Raw genomic sequence first — 20,484 nt, forward strand, 5'->3', positions numbered from 1 at the left:
TCAAATTTTGGGAAATTATTCACATTAACAGGATATAAAATAATTTCATCAGTTAAGGGTATGAGTTAAAATTTAGGCATGGTAATTGCATTTTTAAATTACCTTGTTTGATTATGTTGGAAAACTGCTATGCCTTCAATCAGTAGCCCTGTGAGTGTTGAATTTTTTCCCCATGACACCGTGAAAGAAAATCGTTTTGACCTTCCTATAACCACCAAACATGCAAAAGCTGTACAAAATCAGGGCAAAGTGTATCTTGTTGGTGCAGGTACAGGCGACCCTGAACTCTTGACCATCAAAGCTTATAAAACCATCTTGCAAGCGGATGTGATTTGTTATGACAATCTGGTGAGTGATGAGATTTTGGCACTTAACACAACGGCAGAAAAAATCTATGTGGGTAAAAAATGCCACAAGCACAGCATGCCCCAGCAAGACATCAATAGCTTATTGGTCACCCTAGCGCAACAAGGCAAAACTATTGTACGCTTAAAGTCGGGCGACCCATTTATCTTTGGACGGGGCGGTGAAGAAATGCAAACCGTGATTAGCGCTGGTGTAGCCTGTGAGTCGATTGCAGGCATTACCACCGCGCTAGCAGTCGCCAATAGCGTCAATATTCCGCTCACTCATCGTGACCATGCCCAGTCGGTGAAGTTTGTTACTGGGTTTTTAAAGACTGATACGCCTAACGAGCAATTCGCTGAACTACTTACTGATAATCAAACCGTGGTGTTTTATATGGGATTAAATACCTTGCCAAAGCTAACCCAAGGTCTGTTACAAGCGGGTAAATCAGCCGATACACCATTTGCAATTATCTCCAATGTCAGCCGTGACAACGAGCAAGTTTTAATTGGAGAACTCGGTACCATTCAAGATTTGCAAGCAAAGGCTCAGTTGCCGTCGCCAGCAGTAATGATAATGGGTGATGTAGTGCCCTTATATCACGAGTTAAATGGTAATAAACAGACCTATCAGGACGTGTTGGCGTGAATTCTAGGTTCAGAATTGTAGGGGGTGGTAGCGATTACGCCCTTTTTTTATCGAAATTTACAAATTAAAAAGGCATTAAATTTAATGCCTTTTTTTATTTTAAGAAATGATAGCTTGGTTTATTGGGCGCATATAATACGTCTCTATCTTTGGCAAAGACTAAATCATTACCACGCCATTGGTCACGCTCACAGGATACGATCTTAACGAAACTCGCTCATCATCAAGACACTTACCTGTTGCCAAGTCAAAGCGTTGTTTGTACATGGGTGACGCGACATAACGCACTTTTTGCCCATCGATGTCGCAACTACCAAGTAGTCCCCTAGAAATGACGTTAGCCTTGCTAAATGGGTCAAAGTTATGCATGGCATATACTTCGTCATGATGGGTGCGAAAGATGGCAACTTGTTCGCCGCCCACTAGCGCACAAACGCCAGTTTCAGGGATGATATCGTCTAGTTTACAGATTTCGTTCATGGTTTGATTCCGTATTTTTTACCCGATGAGATGCCCATGGGACATCCCAGTTTGGTGAATGTTATTAACGTTAGGCAGGTGATGCAGTCTGGTCTGAGAATTCGGTTGCGTCTTGGCCAATCACTGACTTCTCATCGGCAGTTGCAGGGCGAATTTGGCTCCGCTCTTCGACAAACACTACGTTGTCATCGACTTTGTCACTGTTGATAAAGTGCTTAAAGCGTTTAAGGCGCTCGGGGTCAGAGAGGGTGGTTTTCCATTCGCACTGGTAAGCGTCAATGTCCGCTTGCATTTGGGCTTCGAGTTCTTCGGCAATACCCAAGCTATCATTGATGACTACCTGTTGAATGTACTCAAGTCCGCCTTCCATTTTTTCACGCCAGACTGACGTGCGTTGTAAGCGGTCGCCTGTTTTTATGTAGAACATTAAGAAACGATCGATATATTTAACCAGCGTGGCTGTGTCCAAATCACTGGCAAACAGCTCAGCATGTCTAGGACGCATACCGCCGTTGCCACAGACATAAAGGTTCCAGCCGTTTTCGGTGGCGATAATACCGATATCTTTGCCTTGGGCTTCAGCACATTCACGGGTACAGCCTGATACGCCAAATTTGATTTTATGCGGTGAGCGTAAGCCTTTGTAGCGGTTTTCCAGTTTAATTGCCAGTCCCACACTATCATCAACCCCATAGCGACACCATGTGCTACCGACGCAAGATTTGACGGTACGCAAAGACTTGCCATAGGCATGCCCTGTCTCAAAACCTGCGTTGATTAAGCGTTCCCAAATATCGGGCAATTGGTCAATACGTGCACCAAATAAATCCACACGTTGCCCACCAGTAATTTTGGTATACAGTCCAAAATCCCGAGCCACTTCGCCCAGTACGATGAGTTTTTCGGCAGTAATTTCACCGCCCGCAATACGCGGTACCACTGAGTAAGTACCATCTTTTTGGATATTGCCCAAGAAAGCGTCATTGGTGTCTTGCAGCGCAACCAGTGGTTTATCTAAGATATAGTCATTCCAGCAAGACGCCAAAATAGAGCCAATGGTAGGCTTACAGATTTCACAGCCATCACCGTGTCCGTGTCTTTCAATCATCTCCTCAAAGGTACGGATATTACCGACTCGTACCAAGTGATACAACTCTTGGCGCGAGTAAGCAAAATGCTCGCAGATGTGATTTTTGACTTCGATACCGCGCTTTTTGAGTTCTGACACTAAGGTATCTTTGACGATTTGGGCACAACCGCCACAGCCTGTACTGGCCTTGGTGCAGCTCTTGATGTCTTCATAAGTCATGGCGCCATTGTCCACTGCTGCGCAGATTTGACCTTTGCTGACGTTATAACATGAGCATAGGGTAGCGGTATCGGGCAGATTTTCAACGCCCATAACGGGTTTTTCCACGTTTGGTAAAATCAAGCTTTCTGGGTGTAATGGTAAATCAATACCATTTAAAAATAACTGGAGCAAGTTGCTGTAATCTTCCGTATCACCCACCAGTACCGCACCGAGCAGGCGTTTGCTGTCTGGGGTAGTGACCAATTTTTTGTACACGCCTGTTTTGGGGTTTTGATAGACAAAGCTCAAGCAATCTTTGATTTTACCATGCGCATCGCCGATACTGCCGACATCCACGCCCATCAGTTTGAGTTTGGTACTCATATCCGCCCCGTCAAATAGGCTGTCATGCTCGCCTGCTATTTGTGAGGCACATACGCTTGCCATGGTGTAGCCTGGGGCGACCAGCCCGTAGATTTTGTTATCCCATAATGCACATTCTCCAATCGCATAAATATCTGGCTCGCTTGTTTGACATGTGTCATCAATGACGATACCGCCACGTTCGCCAAGTTTTAGCCCAGAATCTCGTGCCATAGTATCTTCAGGGCGAATCCCAGCACTAAATAGAATCAAATCGGTATCAAGCAAAGTGCCGTCAGCAAATTGCATGGTTAAAAAACTGGCATCATCGTCATGGTTGTCGATGATTCGCTGAGTATTTTTACCGGTTAGTACCGTCACACCTAAGTCTTCGATTTTCTTTTTCAGCAGCTCACCCCCTGCAGCGTCAAGCTGAACGCCCATAAGTTGGGGTGCGAACTCGACTACATAGGTGGTTAAACCCAGTGTCACTAAGGCTTTGGCCGCTTCTAATCCCAATAAACCACCGCCAACCACCACACCACGTTGGACACGTGGATTGTCCGCAGTTGCTAAAATAGCATCTAAGTCATCAATGGTGCGATACACATGGCAGTGGGCATGGTCATTGCCCTGTACTGGGGGTACAAATGGATACGAGCCTGTTGCTAACACCAATTTTTCAAATTCTAAGGTGTTGCCCTTGCTGGTGATAAGAGTTTTGGTTTGCGGATCAAAACTTGCCAAGCCTTCACCCAAATGCAAAGTGATGCCCGCTTGCTCATAGTGCGCTAAATCGACCAAGTTTAATTGACTGGCGTCTTTGTGTTCAAAGTAACTGGACAAATACACCCGATCATACGCAGGGCGACTTTCAGCACTAAACACATGGATTTGGTAAGTTTGGTGTAGGCGTTTTTCAATCGCTTTTTCGATAAAGTGGTGCCCGACCATGCCATTACCGACGACGATAAGATTTTTCATGTATTTATCCCTTCTAACGAAACATTGGCTTTTTGACTTGGATAATGACTGGCTTTTGGCGTGTATTATCCCAAGTTTTTCTATACTGCTATAGTAAGCAAAATTTATGCCAATATTTAAATTAACTATAAATTTCAATGGGTTAAAAAATATAGGTTAATTGTTTATTAAGAAAAATAAATCACATTGTTAGTGATTTAACGCAACCAGTAGCCAAGTGATGAGCAACAGCGCCGTTAATATGCCACTGACCAGTTGCCAAAATAGCACAGGATGTTTGTCAATCAGCGGCTGTTTGGCTTTATCGTCGGCATGGCTTTTGGGGTCAAGGTCGGTGAGGAAATCGCCAATACTCTGATAACGGCGGTTGCTATCTGCTTGCAGCGCACGAATCAGCACGTCATTGACCCAAAATGGCAAATCCGTGCGCAATTGTCGCACGTTTTTGAACGCCAGTTTTTGGGTGGTTTGGGCGGTCATCGCCGTGGTCAAGGTATCGACATCAAACGGCTGTAGCCCTGTCAGCATCTCATAAGTCACCACACCCAGCGAGAAAATATCGGAATACACCCCTTTTGGTGCATCGCTAAAATATTCAGGGGCACTATAATGCAAATCGCCCACAGGTGGTGTATGCCCAGTTCTTAAGAGCAACGAGCCAACCGAACCAAAGTCAATGAGCTTGATATGACCCGATGGCAGCAGCATGATATTTTCTGGCTTGATATCTTGATGGAGTAGATAATTCCGGTGCATGGCTCGCAGCGCCATGCCGATTTGATTGACAATAGTAAAGGTTTGGGCAACCGATAACGGCGGCTGGGTGTCGATAAATTCACGCAAGCTCATGCCTTGCAAAAATTCGGTGACATGGTACAGATATTGGCTATTCATCGGCTTGGGGTAAAATTTTAGTAAGCTTGGGTGATTGAGGCTTAACCCTATTTTTTCTTCTTTTAAAAACAGCCGTAAAAATCCGCTATCGTCTTCATAGTAAGCAGACGGCACTTTGATAATACGCTGATTATCGCCTGTGTCAGCGGTGTTATCGGTTGCCAAATACACGCTACTGCGTGGCGTGTTTTGCACCACTTTGTCAATGGTAAAATGATCAAGCTTGTCGCCGACAGTCAGCACAGGCGGAATGCGTAAACGGGTAACCGCATCACGATTGTCTGTATGTTCGGCAAGGTCAGCTTTGTCAAAATCTGCATTCGCCAGAATTCTCGCAACTTTTGGCAACACCGCTATCATCACGCAACTGACATTGTCATTACTGCCATTTTCCAATGCCACCTGACACAAGGTTTCTGGCAAATTTTCTAAGTCTAAGGTGGTGGAATTATCCAGCGCCAACAATTTGCCCAATGCCGATTGGGTGAGTAATAACAATTCATCATCACTGATAAATTCATACACGCCATCGGTCATTATCAAAAACACATCTTCGGGCAACACATCAATTTGGGCAAGTTGTAATTCCACATGGGCATCTGCGCCAAGTGCAGCGGCTAAGGCGCCTTTGTCTCGCCCTCGTTTGTGTCTGTGGTCTTGGGTGAGTATGCGCATTTTGTTGTGTCGTAGCCGATAGATACGGCTGTCGCCCGTGTGAAATAACACTGCCGAGTGCTCGGATAATAAAGGCTCGGTAAACAGCAGCCCCGATAAGGTTGAAAGTAATTTGGGCAAATACCGCTGCGAGGCTGAATCAAAGCTGTCAGGGTGATCACTAAAATACAAAAAATCATTGATAATATGCACGCTTTTGGTGAGCATTTGGGCAAGCGTTTCGGCACTGTTGTTATTTAATGAATCGCTAGTCACAGGGCTAGTAACAGTGGTTGTTACCATGTCAGCTTGGTGCATGGTTAATTGGTCGATCAGCGTATCAATCACCCATTGGCTGGCGAGCTTTGGCTGTCCGCAGCTGCTGACGCCGTCAGCTAAAGCAGTGACTTGCCATGCAAGCTGAGCGGCGCTGCTATCCCTTGTTGGCACCAGCGTTTGCACCGTCAAGGTGTCTTGGTTTTCCGCTTTGCGCCCTGCATGACTAGCAGCACGGGTCAGCAGTTGCGGCAAGGATTGTGGTAAGGATTGAGAACTGGCGGGATTTTGCTGAATGGCTTTTGACATGGGTTTTTCCTTACTAGCACGGTTGCTACGCATTGTGCAAAAATGAAAAAAGGGTATACACCCTTTTTTGCCTTACTAACTAGACTTCCTTGTCCGCTGTCGACTGTTTTTTGGTTGGATTTGAAGAGCGATTAGGCTATCGCAATTCGCTCAATCGTGCCATCTTCGTGCACCTCGACCATATGTCCTTGTGGCTCGCTCAGGAAGGTCGCGCCAATAAAGGCAATCCCTGCAAAAATCGCGAGGGTAATAAAGAATCCTGTTGGCGATACCATAGAGAAAATAGTCAAAAACAACACCCCACCTACGTTACCATAGGCACCCGCCATACCAGCAATTTGCCCTGTCATACGGCGTTGAATGAGCGGAACAACTGAGTACACTGCACCGCATGCTGCTTGCACAAATACAGAAGTAAGCAGCACGATTGCCACTGCACCCACCAATGGTAACTTGGTCATTTGCGTCATTAGCAGATAACCCACCGTTTGCCCTGCCAATGCAATCATCAATACTTTACGACGACCGACCGCATCGGACATAAAACCACCGCCAGGACGAGCAAATAAATTCATCACCGCAAAACAGCCTGCAGTCAACCCTGCTAAAGTATGCGATACACCATAGTTGGTAATAAAAAATTGCGGCAACATCGACACCACTGCCAACTCAGAGCCAAAACATGCCAAATACGCCATGTCTAAAATCGCCACTTGTTTGAACTGATAACCATATTCTGGATTTACCGCAGGGCGAGATGTATCAAATAAATGCTTATTGACTGACCAGATTTTGATATATTGATAGACTACAAGCACCGCCACCACCGCATATGCCAGCATGGTTTGATTAGCGGTTAATAATTTTAATCCGCTAGGTGACAAACGCCACGCCAACAAAAACAAAATCGCATAAACCGGTAAAATCATGACCGCATAAAAGTAAAAGTCTGCTTTGCTGGATACTTCCAAGCCGCCTGATTTTTTTGGTTTAAAATAGGTCGCGCCTTTGGGTGTATCACTGACACCACGATAAAAAATGACCGAGTAAACAATCGCAATCACGCCTGTGGTCGCAATCGCATACCGCCAACCGTCTGCTCCGCCATACACTAAGGCAAGAATCGGCATCGAAATTGACGCTACTGCCGCCCCAAAATTGCCCCAACCGCCGTACACCCCTTCTGCCGAGCCGACTTCATTGACAGGAAACCATTCTGAAATCAAACGAATCCCAACCACGAATCCTGCACCGACAAAACCTAGCAAAAACCGCCCAATCGCCAGCATTTGGAAACTTTGGGCAAAAGCAAACACAAAACACAAAAAACCGCTAATCAACAACACAGCACTATATGAACGCTTGGGGCCGTATCTATCGACCATCGCGCCGATTAGCAAACGAGCAGGAATGGTCAAAGCCACGTTGAGCATCAAGATTGCTTTGACTTGTCCATCGCTCAAATGAAAATATTGTTTGATAGTTGGCATCAATGCCACATGAGCAAACCAAATTAAAAAGGTGACGAAAAAAGCAAACCAGGTGTAATGTAACACCTTGATACGGGGTAATTTCATAGCAAACAGCGGTAAACGTTGGGGCATCTGCTTCTCCTTTAAGTAAGCCTGTATGGTGCACGGTAATAAGGTAAAAGCAATATTTATGCCATCATCATAAACTTTTGTTTTTGCAATATTTTTTTTGAATGCCCCATCAATTAGCTATTTTGCTGTGATAAAACTTTTACAGATTAGCATGAGCGGTGAAAATTTGACGCCTTACTGCACTATTTTGGTAAGTAATCGGTAAGGTAAAAGAATAATGCAAATTAATAGCCAAAAAACTGTCTAAAAATATTTTAAAAACCGTCAAACAGTCATGCACAGTTAAAGAGATTAAATTCAAAGATTGGTCAACATCCATCACACTGTCCGACAAATAATAGCCAAAATTTAAAACACCATAGAAAACAGTAAAAAACAACGGCTTAAAACGGTTGGCATAAATTTTGAATTACTAAAGGGCTAGATTCTAAAGTATTAAATATCGGGTCAGATAAGCAAGGTCAGCCAAACAATGCAACACACACACATTCTTATCATAGGGGCGGGGATGGCAGGGACACGCTTTGCCATGCAGTATGCCAAAAGCAGACTGAGTGTCCACAGCGGACTGGGGGTTGACAGCCAAGGCGAGCAAAGTCGAGATGAGTTTGCCATCACGCTTATCAACAGCGAGCCGTATGCAGGCTATAACCGTATTATGCTATCGCCTGTATTGGCAGGGGAAAAACGCTTCGCTGAGATTTATCTATTTTCTCAAGAGGAGTACGCCAACCATAACATCACTGTAAAGACAGGCTGCACTGTTAGCGATATCAATCTTGCTGCTCATCAGGTCATCACCGACAGCGGCGAAACCATCGGCTATGACAAATTGGTATTTGCCACAGGTTCAACGCCATTTATTTTGCCATTGCCCAACCATAGCGCAAAAGGCGTCATGGGTTTTCGTACCAAAGCCGATGTGGACGCTATGCTAGATATCGCAAAAACCAATCATAATGGCAAAAAATCTCCAAAATGCCTGGTTATCGGCGGTGGGTTACTCGGTCTTGAGGCTGCCAATGCCTTAGTACAACAGGGAGCGAAAGTCACGGTGGTACATGGGGCAGGCTATTTACTCAATCGCCAACTGGATAAAACCGCTGCCGATTTACTGCAAACTTACTTTGAAAACAAAGGTATTGAGTTTGTGCTCAATGCCAACTCCCAAGCGATTTGTGTGGATGAGGATAACCAGGTTACTGGACTGACTTACACGGATAATGTCGACACATCCGTCCCTGCCAAAACCATTGATACCGATTGCATTATCATGACCGTCGGCGTGCGACCCAATATTGCCCTTGCGCAACAGGTCGGTATCACTTGCGAGCGAGGGATTCTGGTTGATAACCAAATGCGAACCCATACCCCAGACGTGTATGCGATTGGCGAGTGTGTACAGTTTGACAACCAGCTATTTGGGCTAGTCGCACCTGTGTATGAGCAAGCCAATATTCTGCTACATACCTTAAACGAGCAGCCAGGCAACACCTCGCCCGTGTTTAGCATACAACCAACGGCAACCAAGCTAAAGGTCTCGGGCGTGGCGCTATTTTCGGCAGGTGATATCGATGTGAGTCACGACTGCGAGCAGTTGATTTATCAAGATCCTAGCCATAGCATCTATCAAAAAATCACCGTAAAAGACAACCGTATTTTATCTGTAGTGCTATATGGTGATGTACAAGAGGGCGGTTGGTTTTTTGAACTGATTCAAAATCAACAAGATATTTCAGCCATCAAAGATAAATTACTGTTTGGCAAAGCGTTTTGTGAAGAGTTGCTAGCGGGCTGATCTGACTGGTAGAAATTAAAAATAGTAAAAGGTTAACGTGTGACAACAACTATACAACATTTAGCACCACAAAAATCTCCCCTGACCCAAGTCAAAACCACCTGTGCCTATTGTGGTGTTGGCTGTGGCGTGTTGGCGACGATTGATGAGAATACCCAACACGTCAGCATTGACGGTGATCCAACCCATCCTGCCAATTTTGGCAAATTATGCTCCAAAGGCAAAGCATTGGGCGATACGCTCGATCGTGACCGCCGTTTGGCACATCCGATGATTCATGGCGAGCCAGTCGATTGGGATACCGCCACCGATTTTGTTGCCAAATCATTGCAACAGACCATTGATGAATATGGCGCTGACAGCATTATGCTATATGTATCGGGACAACTGCTCACCGAAGATTATTACGTGGCAAACAAATTTACTAAAGGTTTTTTGGGTACCAATAATTTGGACTCCAATTCTCGACTGTGTATGTCATCAGCGGTGGCTGGCTACAAGCGAGCATTTGGCTCGGACACTGTGCCTTGTAATTATGAAGACATCGAAAACAGCGACCTATTTATCATTATCGGTTCGAATATGGCGTGGTGTCATCCGATTTTATTTGGTCGGTTAAAATCCAGCAAACAAGCCAATCCCAACAAAAAAATCGTGGTGATTGACCCACGAGCCACTGACAGCACCGCGATTGCTGACTTGCATTTGCCAATTCGCTCCGGCACAGATACCCATTTATTTGTCGGACTACTCAATTACTTGCACCAAAACGGCTATGCCAATCACGATTATCTCAGGCATTGTGACAATCTTGCTGATGCGCTTGCAGCCAGTGACAGTTGGACGATTAAAAAAGTTGCCAAAATCTGCGGTGTCAACGAAAGTGATTTAACCGAGTTTTATCAATTGTTTGCCACTACCACGAAAACCGTGAGTTTTTACTCCATGGGTGTCAATCAAGCCAGTAATGGCACTGATAAAGTCAATAGCATTATCAATTGTCACCTTTATACAGGCAAACTGGGTTATGAAGGGGCAGGGGCGTTCTCAATTACAGGACAGCCCAATGCCATGGGTGGGCGAGAGGTCGGGGCGTTAGCCAATCTGCTTGCCAGTCATTTTGAGCTCAAAAACAGCGACCATCGTCAAACAGTAGCTAATTTTTGGCAAGCACCGACTAGTATTAGTGGGAAAGATGGTGTCAAGGCAACCCAATGTGCCGATGCTATTTTGGAGGGGCAAATTAAAGCGATTTGGATTATGGCGACCAACCCTGTGGTCAGTCTGCCAGAAGCAGACAAATTTGCCATGGCGTTACAGCAATGCCCACTGGTCATCGTGTCTGACTGCTCAAAAGACAGCGACACGCTCGACTTCGCTCATGTGGCTTTACCCGCGCAAGGCTGGAGTGAAAAATCAGGCACGGTCACCAACAGCGAACGCCGTATCTCTCGCCAGCGCCGCTTAGTCACCCCATTTGCTGATGCCAAGCCTGACTGGTGGATAGTCAGCCAAGTGGCACAGAAAATGGGTTTTGTGGGTTTTGATTACACCCACGACTACCAAGTGTTTGCCGAACACGCTCGGCTTAGTGGCGAAAAGAATGGCGGTGAAAAAAATACAGATAGCCGAAGTTTTAACATCAGCCATTTAGCCAATATTAGCCAAAACGAGTATGATAATTTGGCACCGTTTCAGTGGGGTCAACCGCATTATTTTGGACTACAAAAACAAGACCCACATACCACTATCGGCACCACTTATACCGATACCCAAAAACTGCATTTTGTCACCGTTACTCCTGCAGTACCCAAGTCATTGCCTGATGAGCAATATCCACTGGTGCTTAACACAGGTCGCTCGCGTGACCAATGGCATACCATGACCCGCACAGGGATTGCCCCACAGCTCAATCAGCATTTACCGCACCCACTGGTTGCGATTCATCCAAGTGACGCCAAACCTTTGGGTCTACAAAATAACGATTTTGTGCAAATTAACAGTCCCAACGGTACTATCTTAGTGCGAGCGGATGTGACCGAAAAACAACGCCAAGGCGATGTGTTTATACCCATGCACTGGAATCAGCACTTTGCCGCCAATGCGCGTGTCGGTAAGCTTATCAGCAATCATTATGACCCCTTTTCACAGCAACCGCAGCTCAAGCACCAACCTGTCAGGCTGCAAAAGCTAACCATGCAAGCATTTGGATGGTTATTGATTGATAAACACTGTGATGAAAACCTGCTAAGTTGGCTCGAATCGCCAGATATGACTTATTGGGTGCGTAATCGCCAGTCAAACAGTAGCCAGTATTTTTTTGCCATTGATAATCAGTCTGCGGTCATGACCACTTGGTTTGATAAGCAATATTGGCAACAGCAGTTAAGTGTATGGCTCAATCAACCAGCGCAAGCCTACAACTTTGATATTATTCATTATCAACATATTGATACCGATAACACCAGCCAAGATTTACGACTTGCGTTTTTGCAAAACGGGCAAGTCCATGCGCTATTATTTTTGAGCACCCACGAGCATAAACTACCTACCCATAACTGGCTAGATAGCCAATTTGGCACAACGCTCGATAGCCATACGCGTAAATGGCTACTAATGGGCAAACCTGCTACGGGCTTTATTGATACAGGGCGGATTGTTTGCTCTTGTATGTCAGTGGGTGAACATACCATTGTTGAGACGATAAAAAAATATCACTGTAAAACCGTCGTTGAGGTTGGCAAACATTGCAAAGCAGGCACCAATTGTGGCTCCTGTCTAGGAGAGATTAGCAAGATTTTGGCGGGGTGACATTGTTATAACTTATTGAAAGGATTATTGGGCGAACTTTGAGCCACTTTATAATTTCGCTTAAAGTTGCCTGATTCTACTGGGTGACTTATTGATAATGAGCTTTAGAGAGTTAAAAAAAAGCAAAAGAATTGAAAAAATTAATTGATAATGATTATTATTTATCAAGGTTATAGCATTCCGCCTTACTATGATTCCATGATTGCCAAACTGATTGCACATGGCAAAGATCGCGAAACATCGTTGGCCCGTATGCGTCAGGCGCTGGATGAAATGATTTTGACAGGAATCAAAACCAATATTCCACTGCATAAAGACCTGATTTTGCAGGATGCCAATTTCTGTGAACAGGCAATGGATATCCATTATCTTGAGAAGCATTTATTAAAACAGTTGGCACAACAGGCCGAAACTGCTTAAATAAAAAACCTCTTATAAAATTATAAGAGGTTTTTTATTGATCTTGATTCTTTATGGTAAAACACGGCGTAAGGTTGCAAAGCACTTTTCGCCTTTTTCATTGGCACAAAAATCAATGGTATTGTCATTCGTCCATTTCACAAAATATTGTGAAACCTCACCTGTTTGATCCTGTTGCTGACCAGAACAGTCCATCTGATTATTGTCATACTTAATCTGTAAGATCAGTGCAGGCAAACGTTCCTTGTGATCTTCAGAGGGCTGGTAATCATACAGGCCATAAGACCATTCCTGACCACTTTTTATCACCACATCACTCATGCCACGGAAGTTATAATATTCGATACATTTCTTGTTATTGGTAATTTCCATTCCCCATAAACCCATAATTTCTGGGCGGCTGGTGACACGAATTGCATTTGCTTTTGCAATTTGCTGGGGTGTCACTGTTTTCGCATTCACAACCGTATCTGCCATAGTCCATGTTGAGCAAGCCCATAACAATCCAATAATATAAATATTTTTCATAGATTTAATTAAGTCGTAATCTAAACGTTGCAGTGACTTAACTTAGCATATTTTTAAAGAAAATCCCGCAATCATAACAGCATATAAACACAATATTTTTAGTATGCAATTTATTTGATTGTTGTGCATTTTTCAGGTATTCTTATCCAGAATCACAGTTAAAATTTTCCATTTTATTAACGGTTTAGCTTTAGGAATAAAAGCCATGAAATTTTCTGAATACATTCAATATGACGGACTCGGTTTGGCCAAATTGGTCAAGGACAAGGAAGTTCACCCATCTGAACTGTTACAGGTGGCATTGGAACATACTCACAAAGCCAATCCAAAACTGAATGCTATCATTATCCCGATGTATGAACGGGCTAAACAGCGTGCCCAGCAACCCCTTACGGGCACATTTGCAGGTGTTCCCTTTTTGGTCAAGGACCTGTTTCAGGAATATCAAGGTGTACCCACATCCTATGGCAGCAATGCACTGAAAAGAATCAATTACACACCTGACTTTAATGCAGAAATTATCAATCGCTGGGAAAAAGCAGGAATTGTGACTTTTGGCCGTACCAATACACCTGAGTTTGGCATCAAGGGCATTACTGAGCCTGATGCCTGGGGTGCATGTCATAACCCGTGGAACTTAAAGCATAATAGTGGTGGCTCTTCGGGCGGGTCTGCCTCAGCAGTGGCTGGCGGTCTGGTTCCTGTTGCTGGCGCGGGTGATGGCGGCGGCTCAATCCGTATCCCTGCCTCCTATTGTGGGCTGTTTGGACTTAAACCGAGTCGAGGACGTACACCGTGGGGACCACAGTTTAGTGAAGCCATGCATGGTGCGGCCATGCAACATGTACTCTGTAAAACCGTTCGGGACAGTGCCGCCATGCTGGATGCGGTTCAAGGTCCAGAACAAGCCTCACTTTTTATCATTCAATCCCCAACCCAGAAATATCTGGACGTTATCCAGCAAATGCCGAAAAAATTAACAATCGCATTTAATACCCAGTCACCGATTGGCACCAAAGTTTCCAAAGATGCGATTCAAGCGGTTCAGCAAACAGCCAAACTTCTAGAGTCACTTGGACATATCGTGGTTGAAGACCGTCCGCAAATAAATGGGCTCGAACTGGCTAAAGACTTTATCACCACATGGTTTAGCCAGTTTTCCTACATGCAGGCACAAATTAAACACATGTCAGGTGCGACCGATGAGGATTTTGAGCTTGACTCCAATGCCCTGGCAGCCTTTGGCGCGAAAACCACAGCAACAGATTATATTCACACCCTGGAGAATTGGGGAATGTATAGTACCCAAATGAATATCTTCTTTGAACAATATGATCTTTACCTAACCCCAACCACCGCATCAGTTGCACCCCAAAATGGTGAAGTTGCAATGCCTAGCTGGCAAAAGCCTATCCTAAAAGGCTTCTTAAAAGTTGGAAAAGCCCATTATCTTGCACAAGGTAAACTGGTCGAAAAAATGGTGCAAGAGAACTTAAGCTGGGTGCCTTTTACCCAATTGGCGAATGTCACAGGCTTACCAGCCATGTCTGTGCCTTTATACTGGAATAAAAATGGCTTGCCTTTAGGCAGTCAGTTTATTGCACCATTTGGGCGTGAAGATCGTTTACTTCAACTTGCTGCACAGCTTGAGCAGGCACAACCGTGGATGCCGCAATATAAAAATATTCAGCTTTGATTTAACTTAGACGCTGTCGTTTCAATTTGATTCGGCAGCCAGACCACCAAAATCAAGCCTAGAAGAACGACCACACTGGCACATAAGAAAATGGTGGCACCTGATAGAATTTGCCAGTAATGCCCTGCCAATAAACTTCCCGATGCCACACCAAGCCCCCACATGGTACTGTAAAGTGCCTGCCCACGTCCTTGCTGTTCAGCAGAGAAATTCTGGAAGATGACTTTCATTGCAATGAGGTGAAAAAGCCCAAAACTAAATGCATGCAGGCATTGTGCTAAAAGCTGCCCAATAAAATGCGTATTTAACATACCCACCAACAACCAGCGTAAACTGGTCAGGATCAAACAGGCAGCAACCAATGTTCTCCAGGAAAAGTGGATAAAAAAGACTTTCTGCGCCACTGCAAACATCACAATCTCAGCAATCACACCTGTCGCCCATAAAGTTCCAATCTGCATGGTACTAAAACCGATTTCTTTCAGGAAATTGCTATAGAAGCTATAAAAAGGCGCCTGTGAAAACAGTAAAATAAACTCAATACCAAAAAAGGCGGCCACCATTGGCTTTTTTAAAATTGGCAATAAAGGTTCCAGCTTCTTTTGTGAGCTTGGTGCATGTTCAGGCTCTTTAATACTAAATGACCATAAAAAGGCCAAAAATGAGACTGATAACAATAGAATAGGTAACATTGAAATTGGAATGATTTCCAATAACGCGCCTATGGCAAATACCCCAACAATAAAGCCGACTGAACCCCATTTCCGAACCTTACCATAGAGCTCAGCCCGCTTTTCACCCAGCCAGAATAAAGTCACTCCCTCAAACTGTGCCAGAATCGCATTCTGAAAAAAGCTGAAAACCAGCATCAATAAGGCAATCGATTGAAAGCTATTCGGAATGATAAAAATTGCAAACCAGATACAGGCTTCCATCCATGTTGCGATTCGTACCAGTAGCATCCGCTTGCCTGATTTATCCTCTGTTACCGTAAAACCACCGACTTCAGGCGGTGGATATAAGGCAACTTGTACACTATAACGCTTGCATAAATTTTGCTAAAATAATTTGCATGAAAACACTCAAGCTACGCATACGAGACAAACACATAAACCAATTAAATCGCCTAAGCGGTTCGGTGAATTTCGTATGGAACTATGTCAATGCGTTAAGCTACGAGCATCTTAAGCGTACTGGCAAATTCTTTAGTGCGTATGATTTAAACGAATATACCAAAGGTAGTGGTGAACTGCTAGGCTTACACAGTCAGACTATCCAAGCCATCAATGAAACCCACGCCAAATCGCGTCGCCAATTCAAAAAAGCCAAACTAAACTGGCGAACCAACAACCCAAATTCAAAACGTAAATCATTAGGCTGGCTACCGTTTAAACAATCTGCCATCAAACACATTGCTACCCACCAAACTGGTAAAAAAGGCTTAAAATCAACCCTACAGCTTAGTTTAGCCAAAGGGCAAAAACTAATCATCGACCTATGGGACAGCTATAACCTTAGCCTATACCAAATCAACACACTAGAAATCGTCCAAGACAGCCGTAACCGTTGGTATGCCTGTATCACAGTCAAAGACTACCCTAAAACACAATGCGGAACAGGTAGTGTAGGTATTGACTTAGGACTTAAAGACAGTGCCACCGCCTCAAATGGCGACAAGCTAACCATTAAGCAAACGCTAAAATATGCAAAACAATTAGCTATAGCCCAACGTGCCAAAAACAAACAGCGTGTCAAGGCAATCCATGCCAAAATCAAAAATACACGCCAAGACCTCATCCATAAATTCACCACCCAATTAGTCAAGGACAATGCGCTAATCGTGGTCGGTGATATTCAGAGTAATCAATTTAATAGTAAAAAAAGCAAACTCGCCAAATCGGTATATGATGCAGGTTGGTTTGAACTGAAACGACAACTGACCTACAAATGCGAGAACGCAGGTTGCCGTTTTGAAATCGTATCAGAGCGATACACGACCCAGCGATGTTCGTGTTGCGGTGAAATCACCGCCAATAGTCCGAAAGGTAGAGCAGGCTTGCGAATAAGAGAATGGACTTGTGCTTCGTGTGGCACATGGCATGATAGAGATATCAATGCCAGTCGGAACATTCTTGCGGTCGGGCTTGACCGTCTTGTAGAAGGAATCCCCTTGCTTTAGCAAGGGGAGGAAGTCAACATTTAACCAATGAAGCGCTGTCGCAAGGACTGCGCGGAACGACCCCCATGCGTATAGCCACATCAGGCAAAACCGATGGCATGACGGCAAGTATCAAACAGCAACTGACGCAGCATCATGGCGACCATGCTTTGACACATACGCTCAACTATGGGGTAGAAGGCTATAAAAAATCAGCGACGTTAGAGAGTAGTGATATCACAGAAGACGCTACCAGCGTAGGGGTGTACTTACAAGACCGAATCGAATTGGGACGATTTGCGCTGACGCCTGGCGTGCGCTTTGACCACTATAAGCCATCAGAGCGCTTAAGCAGTGACGACTATAATCAAGTGTCGGGTGCATTGGCAGGGGAATTTAAACTAACGCCAAATCACAGCTTATTTGCCAGTTATACCCAATTGTTTAATGGACCACCCTTGCCAGAAACCGTCTACCAATCTGGGCAAACCTTCGTCAATAAAGACCTCGAAGCAGAAACTGGCGCAAACGCAGAGCTGGGTATCAGTAGCCGTTTTCAAGGGGTGTTTGACAGTCAAGACAGTATGTCGCTGACAGCCAAAGTCTTTGATACCCAGTATGACAATAAAATCGACCGCATAACAGGCATTGACTGTGCCACAGGCAACACAGTGACAGGCGGAGAATGTGCTAGCTACATCAATGCAGGCGAGACTACCGTCAAAGGCTACGAGCTGAGCGCAAAATATCGGCTAAACAATATGCGCTTAAATGCAGGCTATGCCCATGCCAAAAGCGAAACCGAGCAAGGTTACCAACTCAATAAAGACTCAGGCGATCAGTTAAACCTAGGCTTTAATTATGACATTAATGACAAATTCAGCCTTGGAAGTGCCATCCGCCATGTCAAAGGTTTAACGCGTCGCACCAGCGCTACTGCTGTGGCTGAGTTGCCAAGTTTTACCACCTATGATGTATTTGGTAGCTATCGTCCAAGCGCGTTACCGCAATTAACGGTGGATGCTGGCGTGTATAACCTTACAGATGCCTACTACTATGAGCACGTATCCAATACCGGTGATAAAGCCATGGGGCGCAATGTTAAAGTAACGCTAAGTTATCAGTTTTAAACTCAATGGGTGATAACCATCAGCATGATGGATTGCCCATTGCTGTTTAATATTTTCACAAAATATTGCAGAAAAATTTTGCTTATGTCCAAAATCCAATTTTTTACCCGTTCTACTACCACAAGGTTTGGCGGGGTATCAAGACAATTGCCTAGGGTATTGGTCGGTGTAACCGAAAACTGCATTTTGCGCAAGGTGTTCATCCTAGTCGATACCGTAGGCTATCAATAACCTTGTGGTGATTTTGCCCAAGATAAAGCTAACACAAAGCGAAGATAAAAAAGTATGAGGTTTTAAAGTTACTTAATTTTTAAGTTACTTCATTTTAAAGCCATTTGATATCAAAGTTGCTTAATATTTTAAACTCGCTTAATTAACGGGGTTTAATACAGTCGCTTGTTCAATTTAGCCTAATTTTTAATATTTTTGTTGATAATGATTATCATTTATACTAACATTTAACGTTAGTTTTTATATTTATCGTGTTAGAGGAATGATTATGGATTTTGCAAATTACTGGCAATATACAGATGTAGTGACCAAGACGTTATTTTTTGTGTTAATTGTTTTATCGATGTTGTCTTGGATTACAGGCATTTTACGTATCTTAAATAGCCAAAAAATTGCCAAGACAGTGTCGCAAGATTTGACCCAGAAAATTCACCAACAGCAATCTCAACTTACTACCTTATCCCTAGACAATCAAAAATTGGTCACTGAGCAGCAGTTACTGCAACAGCTCAATCGCTACCGTTTTGCCAGTGAGCAGGGCTTAAATATCCTTGGTACGACTGCTGCCATTGCCCCTTTTATTGGGCTATTTGGTACCGTGTGGGGGATTTTTCATGCCTTAGATAGCATCGCTAAATCAGGTCAAGCAGGACTTGGGCAAGTCGCAGGACCGGTTGGGGAGGCTTTGATTATGACTGGGCTTGGGCTTGCGGTAGCGATTCCTGCAGTGATTATGTACAATGTCGTAGTACGAATCAATCGCAAAGCCATGCACCAAGCGAATGACACGGCGCATACCTTGCTTGCCAACGTGTTGATGAATTCTTCCAGCCAAGTTACGCAAACTAGTTTAGCCACCCAGCCCCATTTGCAAACCAGCTCGCAGCCCCAGCAACAAACTAACGCCGCTGACTTAATGCTGAAAAAAGCCTAACCTTGACCCAACGCTAAACAGATAAATAGATAAACAGGGAATAACTTATGGCATTTCAACTCGGTGATGACGCTTCGACGGGCATGAATGAAATCAATCTGATTCCACTGATTGATATCATGCTGGTATTGATGATTATTTTTTTGGTGACGGCAACGGTAATCAATCCCAGTGTACCGCTAAATTTGCCCAAAACCTCAGCACAAGTCAATGAAGCCCCGCCCAAAGTGATACAAGTAAGCATTGATAAAGATGGCAAGATTTTTTGGGATGATGCCAGTATCAGTTTGGCGCAATTAAACACGCGCTTTGCCGAACAAGGCAAATTAAGCGAGACCCCAAGCATTCAGCTACGCGTCGATAAAGACAGTCGATATGATACCGTCGCGCAAATCCTAGCAATAGCGAGCGAAAACAAGCTAACCAAAATTGCGTTTGTCAGTGAATAGCCTGATTGAGAAAATTTTTATTGATAATAAGAATAGTTATCATTATTATATAAGAAAATTTATCAACGAGGTGCGTATGTTTGTGTGTATCTGTAATGCGGTCAAAGAAAGTCAAATCAAAACAGCCATTGAACAAGGTCATGACAGCTTAGAGGCGTTACAAGCTGAGCTTGATGTGGCTACTTGCTGTGGCGGCTGTCAGCCAATGATTGAAGGTTATCTCGAAGAGTACGCCCAGAGCATCAATGATTATACGCACCTATTTATTGAAGTTGCCTAATGTATTAACGTTGCCTAATGCGCTGTTAGCCTAAACCCCTAATCTTATTCAATTAGCGCATTTATTGGGCTAATTGAATGAGCGACTGATAAATAGTGTAAATTATTTGCTGCGATGAATTGTTTTTAACGTCACTTTAATTTAGTATTTCAGATAATACCTAACCGTTGTTTCTGTTCATTTTTCAAGGATATACCC

15 protein-coding genes and 2 pseudogenes are annotated in these 20,484 nt (G+C 44.1%); 11 read left to right on the forward strand and 6 right to left on the reverse strand.

What is annotated here, in order from left to right; translation table 11 throughout:
- Positions 1-129: 129 nt before the first annotated feature.
- Positions 130-996: a uroporphyrinogen-III C-methyltransferase gene (cobA, locus tag AXE82_RS09200; protein ID WP_062333929.1), complete on the forward strand. Its 867-nt coding sequence runs from the start codon at positions 130-132 to the stop codon at positions 994-996.
- A gap of 159 nt (positions 997-1,155) precedes the next feature.
- Here cobA and nirD read toward each other — a convergent pair whose 3' ends face one another.
- From nirD to AXE82_RS09220, 4 genes are all read right to left on the reverse strand, one after another.
- Entirely contained in the window at positions 1,156-1,476 is a 321-nt protein-coding gene (nirD, locus tag AXE82_RS09205) for a nitrite reductase small subunit NirD (protein ID WP_062333932.1), read from the reverse strand.
- A gap of 70 nt (positions 1,477-1,546) precedes the next feature.
- Positions 1,547-4,114 carry a nitrite reductase large subunit NirB gene (gene nirB, locus AXE82_RS09210; RefSeq protein ID WP_062333934.1) on the reverse strand — a complete coding sequence of 856 codons (2,568 nt, stop codon included), beginning with the start codon at positions 4,112-4,114 and terminating at the stop codon, positions 1,547-1,549.
- A 189-nt stretch (positions 4,115-4,303) separates the two neighbouring features.
- Positions 4,304-6,247 carry a bifunctional protein-serine/threonine kinase/phosphatase gene (locus tag AXE82_RS09215; protein WP_062333937.1) on the reverse strand — a complete coding sequence of 648 codons (1,944 nt, stop codon included), beginning with the start codon at positions 6,245-6,247 and terminating at the stop codon, positions 4,304-4,306.
- Between the two features lie 131 nt (positions 6,248-6,378).
- On the reverse strand, positions 6,379-7,851 hold the full coding sequence (locus AXE82_RS09220; RefSeq protein WP_062333940.1) for an MFS transporter: 1,473 nt from the start codon (positions 7,849-7,851) through the stop codon (positions 6,379-6,381).
- Between the two features lie 472 nt (positions 7,852-8,323).
- Between AXE82_RS09220 and AXE82_RS09225 the strand changes: the two genes are divergently transcribed.
- The 3 genes and pseudogenes from AXE82_RS09225 to AXE82_RS09235 all read left to right on the forward strand — a co-directional run.
- Positions 8,324-9,649: an NAD(P)/FAD-dependent oxidoreductase gene (locus AXE82_RS09225; protein WP_082741455.1), complete on the forward strand. Its 1,326-nt coding sequence runs from the start codon at positions 8,324-8,326 to the stop codon at positions 9,647-9,649.
- A 39-nt stretch (positions 9,650-9,688) separates the two neighbouring features.
- Entirely contained in the window at positions 9,689-12,460 is a 2,772-nt protein-coding gene (locus AXE82_RS09230; RefSeq protein WP_062333946.1) for a nitrate reductase, read from the forward strand.
- A gap of 159 nt (positions 12,461-12,619) precedes the next feature.
- Positions 12,620-12,880: pseudogene (locus tag AXE82_RS09235) on the forward strand (acetyl-CoA carboxylase biotin carboxylase subunit); the annotation flags it as partial.
- 51 nt (positions 12,881-12,931) lie between these two features.
- Here AXE82_RS09235 and AXE82_RS09240 read toward each other — a convergent pair.
- Positions 12,932-13,408: a hypothetical protein gene (locus tag AXE82_RS09240; RefSeq protein WP_004682385.1), complete on the reverse strand. Its 477-nt coding sequence runs from the start codon at positions 13,406-13,408 to the stop codon at positions 12,932-12,934.
- Between the two features lie 205 nt (positions 13,409-13,613).
- Here AXE82_RS09240 and AXE82_RS09245 point away from each other — a divergent pair, with 205 nt between their 5' ends.
- Positions 13,614-15,104, forward strand: coding sequence for an amidase (locus tag AXE82_RS09245; protein ID WP_062333952.1), 1,491 nt, complete (start codon positions 13,614-13,616; stop codon positions 15,102-15,104).
- Here AXE82_RS09245 and AXE82_RS09250 read toward each other — a convergent pair.
- Positions 15,095-16,084, reverse strand: a pseudogene (locus AXE82_RS09250) (MFS transporter); the annotation flags it as partial. The gene AXE82_RS09245 and the pseudogene AXE82_RS09250 sit on opposite strands and share 10 nt — an antisense overlap.
- 92 nt (positions 16,085-16,176) lie before the next feature.
- Between AXE82_RS09250 and AXE82_RS09255 the strand changes: the two are divergent.
- From AXE82_RS09255 to AXE82_RS09280, 6 genes are all read left to right on the forward strand, one after another.
- Complete coding sequence (locus AXE82_RS09255; RefSeq protein ID WP_062333954.1) at positions 16,177-17,283, forward strand: RNA-guided endonuclease InsQ/TnpB family protein; 1,107 nt, start codon at positions 16,177-16,179, stop codon at positions 17,281-17,283.
- Positions 17,284-17,348: 65 nt separating this feature from the next.
- A complete protein-coding gene (locus AXE82_RS09260) occupies positions 17,349-18,392 on the forward strand; it encodes a TonB-dependent receptor domain-containing protein (RefSeq protein WP_062333957.1) in 1,044 nt (347 codons plus the stop codon).
- 84 nt (positions 18,393-18,476) lie between these two features.
- Entirely contained in the window at positions 18,477-18,623 is a 147-nt protein-coding gene (locus tag AXE82_RS12195) for a hypothetical protein (RefSeq protein WP_156627480.1), read from the forward strand.
- Between the two features lie 268 nt (positions 18,624-18,891).
- Complete coding sequence (locus AXE82_RS09270; RefSeq protein WP_062333964.1) at positions 18,892-19,557, forward strand: MotA/TolQ/ExbB proton channel family protein; 666 nt, start codon at positions 18,892-18,894, stop codon at positions 19,555-19,557.
- 47 nt (positions 19,558-19,604) lie between these two features.
- A complete protein-coding gene (locus AXE82_RS09275; protein ID WP_036599719.1) occupies positions 19,605-20,006 on the forward strand; it encodes an ExbD/TolR family protein in 402 nt (133 codons plus the stop codon).
- A 76-nt stretch (positions 20,007-20,082) separates the two neighbouring features.
- Positions 20,083-20,286: a (2Fe-2S)-binding protein gene (locus tag AXE82_RS09280; protein ID WP_062333967.1), complete on the forward strand. Its 204-nt coding sequence runs from the start codon at positions 20,083-20,085 to the stop codon at positions 20,284-20,286.
- Positions 20,287-20,484: the final 198 nt, after the last annotated feature.

Origin of the sequence: Moraxella osloensis (genome assembly GCF_001553955.1) — a bacterium.
Lineage (GTDB): Bacteria > Pseudomonadota > Gammaproteobacteria > Pseudomonadales > Moraxellaceae > Faucicola > Faucicola osloensis.

Bases quoted from the DNA above. Each gene is read 5' to 3' on its own strand.
- cobA (WP_062333929.1), top strand. From the start codon at position 130: ATGCCTTCAATCAGTAGCCCTGTGAGTGTTGAATTTTTTCCCCATGAC.
- nirD (WP_062333932.1), bottom strand. From the start codon at position 1,476: ATGAACGAAATCTGTAAACTAGACGATATCATCCCTGAAACTGGCGTT.
- nirB (WP_062333934.1), bottom strand. From the start codon at position 4,114: ATGAAAAATCTTATCGTCGTCGGTAATGGCATGGTCGGGCACCACTTT.
- AXE82_RS09215 (WP_062333937.1), bottom strand. From the start codon at position 6,247: ATGTCAAAAGCCATTCAGCAAAATCCCGCCAGTTCTCAATCCTTACCA.
- AXE82_RS09220 (WP_062333940.1), bottom strand. From the start codon at position 7,851: ATGCCCCAACGTTTACCGCTGTTTGCTATGAAATTACCCCGTATCAAG.
- AXE82_RS09225 (WP_082741455.1), top strand. From the start codon at position 8,324: ATGCAACACACACACATTCTTATCATAGGGGCGGGGATGGCAGGGACA.
- AXE82_RS09240 (WP_004682385.1), bottom strand. From the start codon at position 13,408: ATGAAAAATATTTATATTATTGGATTGTTATGGGCTTGCTCAACATGG.
- AXE82_RS09245 (WP_062333952.1), top strand. From the start codon at position 13,614: ATGAAATTTTCTGAATACATTCAATATGACGGACTCGGTTTGGCCAAA.
- AXE82_RS09255 (WP_062333954.1), top strand. From the start codon at position 16,177: ATGAAAACACTCAAGCTACGCATACGAGACAAACACATAAACCAATTA.
- AXE82_RS09260 (WP_062333957.1), top strand. From the start codon at position 17,349: ATGCGTATAGCCACATCAGGCAAAACCGATGGCATGACGGCAAGTATC.
- AXE82_RS12195 (WP_156627480.1), top strand. From the start codon at position 18,477: ATGTCCAAAATCCAATTTTTTACCCGTTCTACTACCACAAGGTTTGGC.
- AXE82_RS09270 (WP_062333964.1), top strand. From the start codon at position 18,892: ATGGATTTTGCAAATTACTGGCAATATACAGATGTAGTGACCAAGACG.
- AXE82_RS09275 (WP_036599719.1), top strand. From the start codon at position 19,605: ATGGCATTTCAACTCGGTGATGACGCTTCGACGGGCATGAATGAAATC.
- AXE82_RS09280 (WP_062333967.1), top strand. From the start codon at position 20,083: ATGTTTGTGTGTATCTGTAATGCGGTCAAAGAAAGTCAAATCAAAACA.